The organism is Yinghuangia sp. YIM S09857 (assembly GCF_051388915.1).
Lineage (GTDB): Bacteria > Actinomycetota > Actinomycetes > Streptomycetales > Streptomycetaceae > Yinghuangia.
On sequence record NZ_JBPKBH010000020.1, the window covers coordinates 95,635 to 102,591 of the forward strand.

At 73.8% G+C, this 6,957-nt stretch carries 5 protein-coding genes; all 5 read right to left on the reverse strand.

All coding sequences use genetic code 11. The features are described from left to right. Nucleotides 1–873: SDR family NAD(P)-dependent oxidoreductase (locus ACRX5S_RS32215; protein ID WP_436776712.1), on the reverse strand; the 873-nt coding region annotated here is incomplete at its 3' end. Between the two features lie 10 nt (nucleotides 874–883). Further along, a complete protein-coding gene (locus ACRX5S_RS32220) occupies nucleotides 884–2,113 on the reverse strand; it encodes a type III PLP-dependent enzyme (RefSeq protein ID WP_436776713.1) in 1,230 nt (409 codons plus the stop codon). Continuing rightward, nucleotides 2,101–3,783, reverse strand: a complete 1,683-nt coding sequence (locus ACRX5S_RS32225) for an IucA/IucC family protein (protein WP_436776714.1) — start codon at nucleotides 3,781–3,783, stop codon at nucleotides 2,101–2,103. Before ACRX5S_RS32225 ends, ACRX5S_RS32220 begins: the two co-directional genes overlap by 13 nt. Further along, nucleotides 3,743–5,671: an IucA/IucC family protein gene (locus ACRX5S_RS32230; RefSeq protein ID WP_436776715.1), complete on the reverse strand. Its 1,929-nt coding sequence runs from the start codon at nucleotides 5,669–5,671 to the stop codon at nucleotides 3,743–3,745. Before ACRX5S_RS32230 ends, ACRX5S_RS32225 begins: the two co-directional genes overlap by 41 nt. Further along, nucleotides 5,668–6,888, reverse strand: a complete 1,221-nt coding sequence (locus ACRX5S_RS32235) for an ATP-grasp domain-containing protein (RefSeq protein ID WP_436776716.1) — start codon at nucleotides 6,886–6,888, stop codon at nucleotides 5,668–5,670. The genes ACRX5S_RS32230 and ACRX5S_RS32235 overlap by 4 nt, the downstream gene beginning before the upstream one ends. Nucleotides 6,889–6,957: the final 69 nt, after the last annotated feature.

Here is a 6,957-nt window from a genome sequence, read left to right on the forward strand (position 1 = left end):
GGACGGCAGGGCCACGTGCCCCGAGCCCGCGATGTGGCCGAACGTGATCGACTCGGGCAACTCGCCTGCCGGGAGCGGCCCTTCCTCGGCGGAGATGAGCGCGGCGTACGCCTGCGGAGTCCGGCGCACCGTCTGGGCCGCGTTGTTGATGAGGATGTCGAGCGGCCCGGCCTCCGCGACCGAGTCGGCGAGCGCGATCACCTGGGCCGGGTCGCGCAGGTCGATGCCGACGATCCGCAGCCGGTGGATCCACTCGTCACTGTCCGGCATCGCCTTGAAGCGGCGGATGGCGTCGTTGGGGAAGCGCGTCGTGATCGTCGTGTGCGCGCCGTCGCGCAGCAGACGCAGCGCGATGTACATCCCGATCTTCGCCCGCCCGCCGGTCAGCAGCGCGCGGCGCCCGGTCAGGTCGGCTCGCGCGTCGCGGCGCTCGCGGTTGAGCTTGGCGCACGGGGGACAGAGCTGGTGGTAGAACGCGTCGACCTCGACGTACTTCTGCTTGCAGATGTAGCAGCCGCGGGCCCGCTGGAGTATCCCGGCCAGCTCGCCGACCGTCGACGAGCTGATCGGGATGCCCTGCGTCTCGTCGTCGATGCGGTCCGGCGAGCCGGTCGCGGTGGCCGCGATGACCGCGTGGTCGGCCGCCTGGATCCGGGCCTTGCGGTCGGCGCGGCGGCGCTCCTTGACGCTCTTGAAGATGTGCGCGGTGGCCTCGCGTACGCGCACCGCGTCGGGGTGCTCGGTCGGCAGCCCGTCGAGCTCCGCGAGGACGGCCAGGCAGACGGCCAGGCGCTCGGGGTCGATGCCCGGCGCCTCGTCGTTACTCGTTGTCATGCCCTCTGCCGTTTCCGTGCTCGATACCGCGACGCCCAACCGCTGAACTCTACGTACGCCCCCCGGCCCCCGCCAAATAGTGGAAGGTCGGGGGTGCGTGCATGAGGAAGTCGCGGTGCGAGATGTTCCAGGCGTACGCCCCGGCCATCGCGAACACGATCCGGTCTCCCGCGCGCACCGCGCCCGGCACCGGGACGCGCGCGGCCAGCACGTCCTTCGGGGTGCACAGCTGCCCCACCACGGTCACCGGCTCGCCCGCGGCGGCCGGGCGCGGCCAGGCGTACGGCCATCCGTCGCGCGCCAGCACCGCGAACGGCTGCGCGTGCCCGCGCGCCGCCGGGGTGCGCAGGTGGTGGGTCCCGCCCCGGACGACCGCGAAGGCCTCGCCCCGGCTGTGCTTGACGTCGAGCACGTCGGTCACGTACCAGCCGTGGTACGCCGCGATCGCCCGGCCCGGCTCGATCCGCAGCACCGGGCCGTCCGGGCGCACGAGCGCGCCCAGCGCCTTGCCGTACGCCGGCCAGTCGAACCGGGCTCCCGGGTCTCGGTAGTCGACGGCCATCCCGCCCCCGACGTTCAGCTCTCGCAGGTCGACGCGATTGCCCTCGGCCCACGTGTCGGCCCAGGCCAGCAGCCTGGCCGCGGACTCGGCGAGGTCGTCCGCGCCCAGCCCGCTGGCGAGGTGCGCGTGCAGCCCGCGCAGGCGCACACGCGGCTCGTCGGAGAGCAGCCGCGCGCAGCGGTCCAGCACCGGCGGGTCCATGCCGAACGGGGTAGGGCGCCCGCCCATCGTCAGCGGCGCGTTCCCCGCGCCCGGCAGGTCGAGGGGTGGATTGGCGCGCAGCAGCACCTCGACCGTGCGGCCGGTGGCGCGCGCGAGGGCGGCCACCCGGTATGCCTCCTGTTCGCTCTCGACGTGCAGGCGGTGGACGCCGGATTCGATCGCGTGCGTCAGCTCCGCGGGCGTCTTGCCCGGCCCGCCGAACGCGAGCGGCTTGCCGGGGACGGCCTCGCGCACGTGGGCGTACTCGCCGCCCGACGCGACCTCGAACCCGTGCACGTGCGGGGCGACCGCGCGCAGGATCCCGGCGTCGGGGTTGGCCTTGGCGGCGTAGTGGAGTTCGACGTCCGGCGGCAGTGCGGCGGCGATCGCGGCGGTGTGCTCGCGCAGGCCGGACAGGTCGTGGACGTAGGCGGGGAGCCGTCGTTCGGCGAGCGTGTCGGCGAACGACCTTACCGTGTCCGGGATTTGCGCCTGGCCGGTGCTCACGCCTCCCATGGCTGCGCCTCCTTGACGTCCGAGCCGTGTGCGCCGTCGAGGAAGGCCGCGCCCAAGGGGCTCGGCAGCGGCACGTACCCGGCCTCGCGGTCCGCGGCGCGCTGCCAGCGCGTCATCAGGTTGGCCTTGGCCGGCAGCGGGACCCCTGAGAGAAGGGCGCGCAGCGGCGGAGGGCATCCGAAGTCCCGGGCGTAGTCGAGGAGTACGCGTCTCACCTGCCCCCATAGCCGCGGCTCGGCTGCCGGGCACAGGTCCGCCAGCGCCGCGGCCATCTCGCCGATGTGGTTGACGACCAGGCAGTAGACGACACGGTTCCAGCCGCGTTCGGCGTCATAGGTCATCGCCGCCGCGACGTCGGCGGGCAGCGCCGCCAGGGCCGGGCCGTGCCGGTCGGGGAGCAGCTTGGCGCCCTCCAGGTCGCGGAACACCACCCGTACCGGCTGCCCTTCACCGTCCACGCGGACCAGGACGTTCTGCAAGTGCGGTTCCAGGACCACGCCGTGCTCGAAGAACAGAGTCAGCACCGGCGGCACGAGCAGGGAAAGGTACGCCTGCCACCACGCCGCGAGGCGTTCGGGGGTCGGGTCCGGGAGCAGGCGCGAGACGTGCGCGTCCGAGAGCGCGTATTCGTCGGCAACGGCCGCCGCGAGTAAGGGGGTTCCGGCCTCGGCAGCCGCGGTCAGGCCGTCCCGCACGATCACCCCGAGCCCTTCGAGCAGGGCCGTGCCGAGCAAGCCGACGCTGCGGTACGCCGGTTCCGCCAGCAGCGCGAACCCTGGGTGCAGGGCCGCGGTCCGCCGTACCGGGTCGGCGAGGATCCGAGTCAGGGCGACGGCGCCCGCGAGCTCGTACGAGGCGTTCTTGCGCACGCAGTTGGTGATCCGCAGGTTGAGGCTGAACTTGAGGAAGCAGGCATCCCCGGCCAGGGTGCGGACCGAGGCGGTGGGGGCGAACTCCGGTCCGCCGACGCCGAGATCCAGCATCCGCCCGTCCCGCAGTGCGGCCCGCAGAGCGGCGTTTCCGGCGAGCAGCCCGAACTGCCAGGGGTGGACCGGCAACAGGCGGTGGCCCTCGGGTACGGGCGCCAACGCGTCCACGGCCGCGAGCGCGTCGGGGTGGGCGGCGTCCTCGACCACCAGGTCGCGGCGGACCGCCAGCAGGCGCAACGGGAACGACCGGGCGGTCTCCGGCCCGTGGCGCACCCGGTCCGCGGCCGTACCGCTGTGCGCCTTGGGCGCGGGGTGGAAGCGGTGTCCGAACGCCAGGGCTTGTTCGGACTCCAGATAGCGGCCGGCGGCCGGTGCCCGGTCGGCGCGCCGGTCGAGGACCGCGGCGATGGTGTCGCGGCTGGACGCGACCTGTCCGACGAACTCGCCGTTGGCCGTCCCGCCGCGTAACTCCAGCTCGGCGGAGACCAGTTCGGCGACCTCGTGGGAGGCCAGCTCGCGCCAGCCGCGGGTGCCGTGCCGGTGCGTGGGGCCGTGGAAGCGGTAGGCCGGTCCGTGGAAGCGGTGCGCGCCGGTGAGTGACGTGCGGCGCACCCGGATGCGCATGAGGGCGTCGGCGCGGGGGAGGCGGATCAGCAGGTGCCCGTCGGCGACGGCGGCCTGGTGCTCGGGTCCGGAGACTTCACGGAGGAGGCAGTTCAGCAGGGTGTGGGTGGTCGCCACGTCGGCCGTCGGGACTTGCGGGGGCCGGCTGTCCGGCGCTCGGCCCGGCGGGATCGACGGGCCTGCGGCGGTCGCGGCATCGGGCATGTAACTCCTTCGCGGACGGCCCCTGCGCCGTCTCGCCGCCCATCGCGCCCCCGGCCGGGGGCGGACGCCGCACAACCGGCACGGAGACGGCTTGGGGGGCAAGGTAGTCGGGTCCGGTCCACGCGTAGTGCTTGTTGATGTCGGACGCCCCGGAGCGCGCCTTGTCCAGCAGCGTACCGGCCGTCACCATGAGCTTGACCGGCATCGGCCGCCCCGCGAACAACCGTTCGCGCAGCAGCGGGAAGTCGGGGGAGTCCGCGTGCCGGACGGCTGCCGCGTCGAGTCGGGCACGCAGCAGGGCGGTCAGCCCCGGCAGCGCGGCCCGTCCCGCCGCGGCGAGCGCGAACATCGGTGCGGCGGCGCACAGATGGATCGTGATGGTGGTGAACAGGTCGGCGAGCGGCCGCCCGTCCGCGACCGGGATCCGGGGATCGTGGAACGGCACGGCGTCGGCCGCGTCCCCCAGTAGTGCTCGCGCCCGGCCGGGCAGCACACGGGGGCTGTCGTTGTCCTTGACCAGCAGGCGTAGCCTCGTACGCCCGCCGCGGTCGCGGTGCAGCACGAGCGACGTGTTCTGCTGGTGGGCTTCGAGGGCGATGCCGTAGCGCAGCCACAGCGTGACGTTCCAGTCCAGGAGGAGGGACAGGTACGCGTCGTACAGCGCGATCGGGTCGCCGTCGAAGTACTCGTCCGCCAGCGACTCCACGACCATCCGCCCGCCCGGGCCCGCCGCGGCGAGCGCGGCGACGGAGACCACGCGCGCACCGTCGAGTCCGGGCGGGTGGCGGCGCAGCAGGAACCCCGCGAGTTCGTGTCCGGCGTGGCCGTGGGTGTTTTCGTCGGCGATCAGGACGCGGTGGCGGAACCGCGGCTCGGCGTCGAGCACGAGGCCGAGCAGGTGCGTTCCGGCGGCCGCGTCGGCGAGCGAACCCGGGGTGATGGTGCGCTTGTTCCGCAGCCCGAGGGTGCTGGTGGCGAGCGGGAGTTTGAGGTGCTCCTCGGGGTGGTCGAGAGGCACCACCGAACGCATCGACAGCGTCGGCGCGACGGTGAGATGCGGCTCGTCCGCGTGCCGCAGACCGGGTACGGCCGCCGCCACCGCGCGCGGATCGGTCGACGGGTGGACCGGGAAGGCGAGGTGCGACGCGTCGTACCGGTCCGGCAGGCCCAGGTGCGCGGGTGCCGGCCACCACGGCGGGAGTTCGCCGCGCACGGTCGCCGCCGCGCGGGGGACGACGGCCCAACGGAGGGCGAACCGAGGCATGAACTCGGGTGCATACGAGAGGAGTTGGCGTTGCGGAAGACCCACCCGGCAGCGTCCCGTCGGATAGGCGGGATGGTCGTGGTACGCGGCGACCGCGTCGTACACCAGGCTCCCCGCGATGCCCCGGGCGGGCTGCCCGGCCAGGCGCGCGAAGACGGTGCCGCGGTGGTGCTCGTGCAGGCGTACCGTCGCCAGCGCGGCGCGGCATTCGTCGGCGAAGGCGGCGAACCCCTCGGCGTCGTCGGCGTCTTCGGGACCGGTCCCGGCGGCGAGGAAGCCGAGCAGCGCGTCGAGTCCGACGAGCCGTCGTCCGTCCTCGATGAGGGCCGGTCCGCGGGCCGCCAGATCGCACAGGAACGAGGCCCGGCGCACCGGGAGTTCGGCGGTTCGGGATCCCGAAGACATGGTCAGCCAGAGGCCGTCCGCGCGGCGGACGAGCGTTCCGCGGCTGCGCAGGCCGTGGATGTCCTCGCGCAGGCAGGCGTCGAGGATGCGTACGCACAGCTCGTCCTCGGGCCGTTCGCCCGACACGCTCACGGGCGGATCTCCCAGGAACGCGCGGCGACGAACCGGGCGACGGCCGCGTCGGTCCGCCCCTGGTCCGGGCCGACCGCCCGCACCACGCCCAGGTAGTCGCGGTTGGTCCCGGTGAGCGGAGCTGTCACGCCGACCGCACGTAGCGGCCGGTACGCCAACTCGACGCCGTCGTCCACCAGGTCCTCGGCCGCGGGCGCCGCGACCAGGGTGCCGCCCGCCCGAGCGCAGACGTACTCGACTCGGGCCCGCCGCCCTGCGCCCGAGCCCGCCGCCAAACCCTCGGCGAACGAGAGCTGTTCGCCGAGGTGCACGCGCAGCACCCATTCGAACACCGGCAGCCCCAGCAAGTCCCGCAGCAGCAGGTCGCACTGGTCGCCGATGATGCGGTAGTTGACCTCCACGATGCGCGCCCGGCCATCCGGGGCGACCACATATTCGGTGTGGCACGCCCCGAAGCCGACCCCGAGGGCGTCCAGCGCGCGTTCCACCTGCGCGACCGCCGCCGCGTCGGGTTCCGCGTCGAAGGCCATGCTCTCCTCGACGAACGTCGGCGGCGCCGACACCCGGGTGCGGAACCCGCCGAGGACGTACCGCACTTGCCCGTCGCCCAGCGTCTCCAGCGTGCGCAGGTCGCCGCGCAGGAACTCCTCGACCACGAGCGCGACGGCCGGCGTCCGCTCGCGGATCCCGCGGCAGCGCGCCAGCAGTTCGCGCTCGTTGCGGACCAGGTAGACGTCCTCGCTCGCGACGCCCTCGCGCGGCTTGACCACGCACGGGAACGGCACGTCGACCGCCGCGAGCACCCCCGGGTCCAGGTCGCCGGGGAGTTCGGCGGTCCACACGGAGTCGACTCCGGCGTCCGCGAGGTGACGCCGCATCAGCGCCTTGTTCTTGGCCCGCAGCGCCGCACGCCAGTCCTTGCCCGGCAGGCCGTACCAGTCCGCGGCGAGGGCGGTCTGGGACTGGAGGTGGTCGCTGTTGCCGAACACCGCGTCGGGGGACGGCTCGTGCGACATGGCGGCGATCAGCGCCCGGAAGTCGCGTACGTCGCACTCGACGATGCGCGCGGGCGCCGCGTCGGATCCCGCGTACGCGGCCTTGTGCGGTTCCGCCCGGTCGGTGAACACCGTGACTTCCAGACCGAGTTCGGCGGCGGCGGGCAGGAAGCCCGCGGTGACGGAGTCGGTCGGGTTCAGGGCCACTAAGTGGAGCTGCAAACGTCTCTCCAGTTCTGCGGACGACCGTGTCCGGGCGGCGGCGGGGGCCGTGGAGGAACATTCCACGGC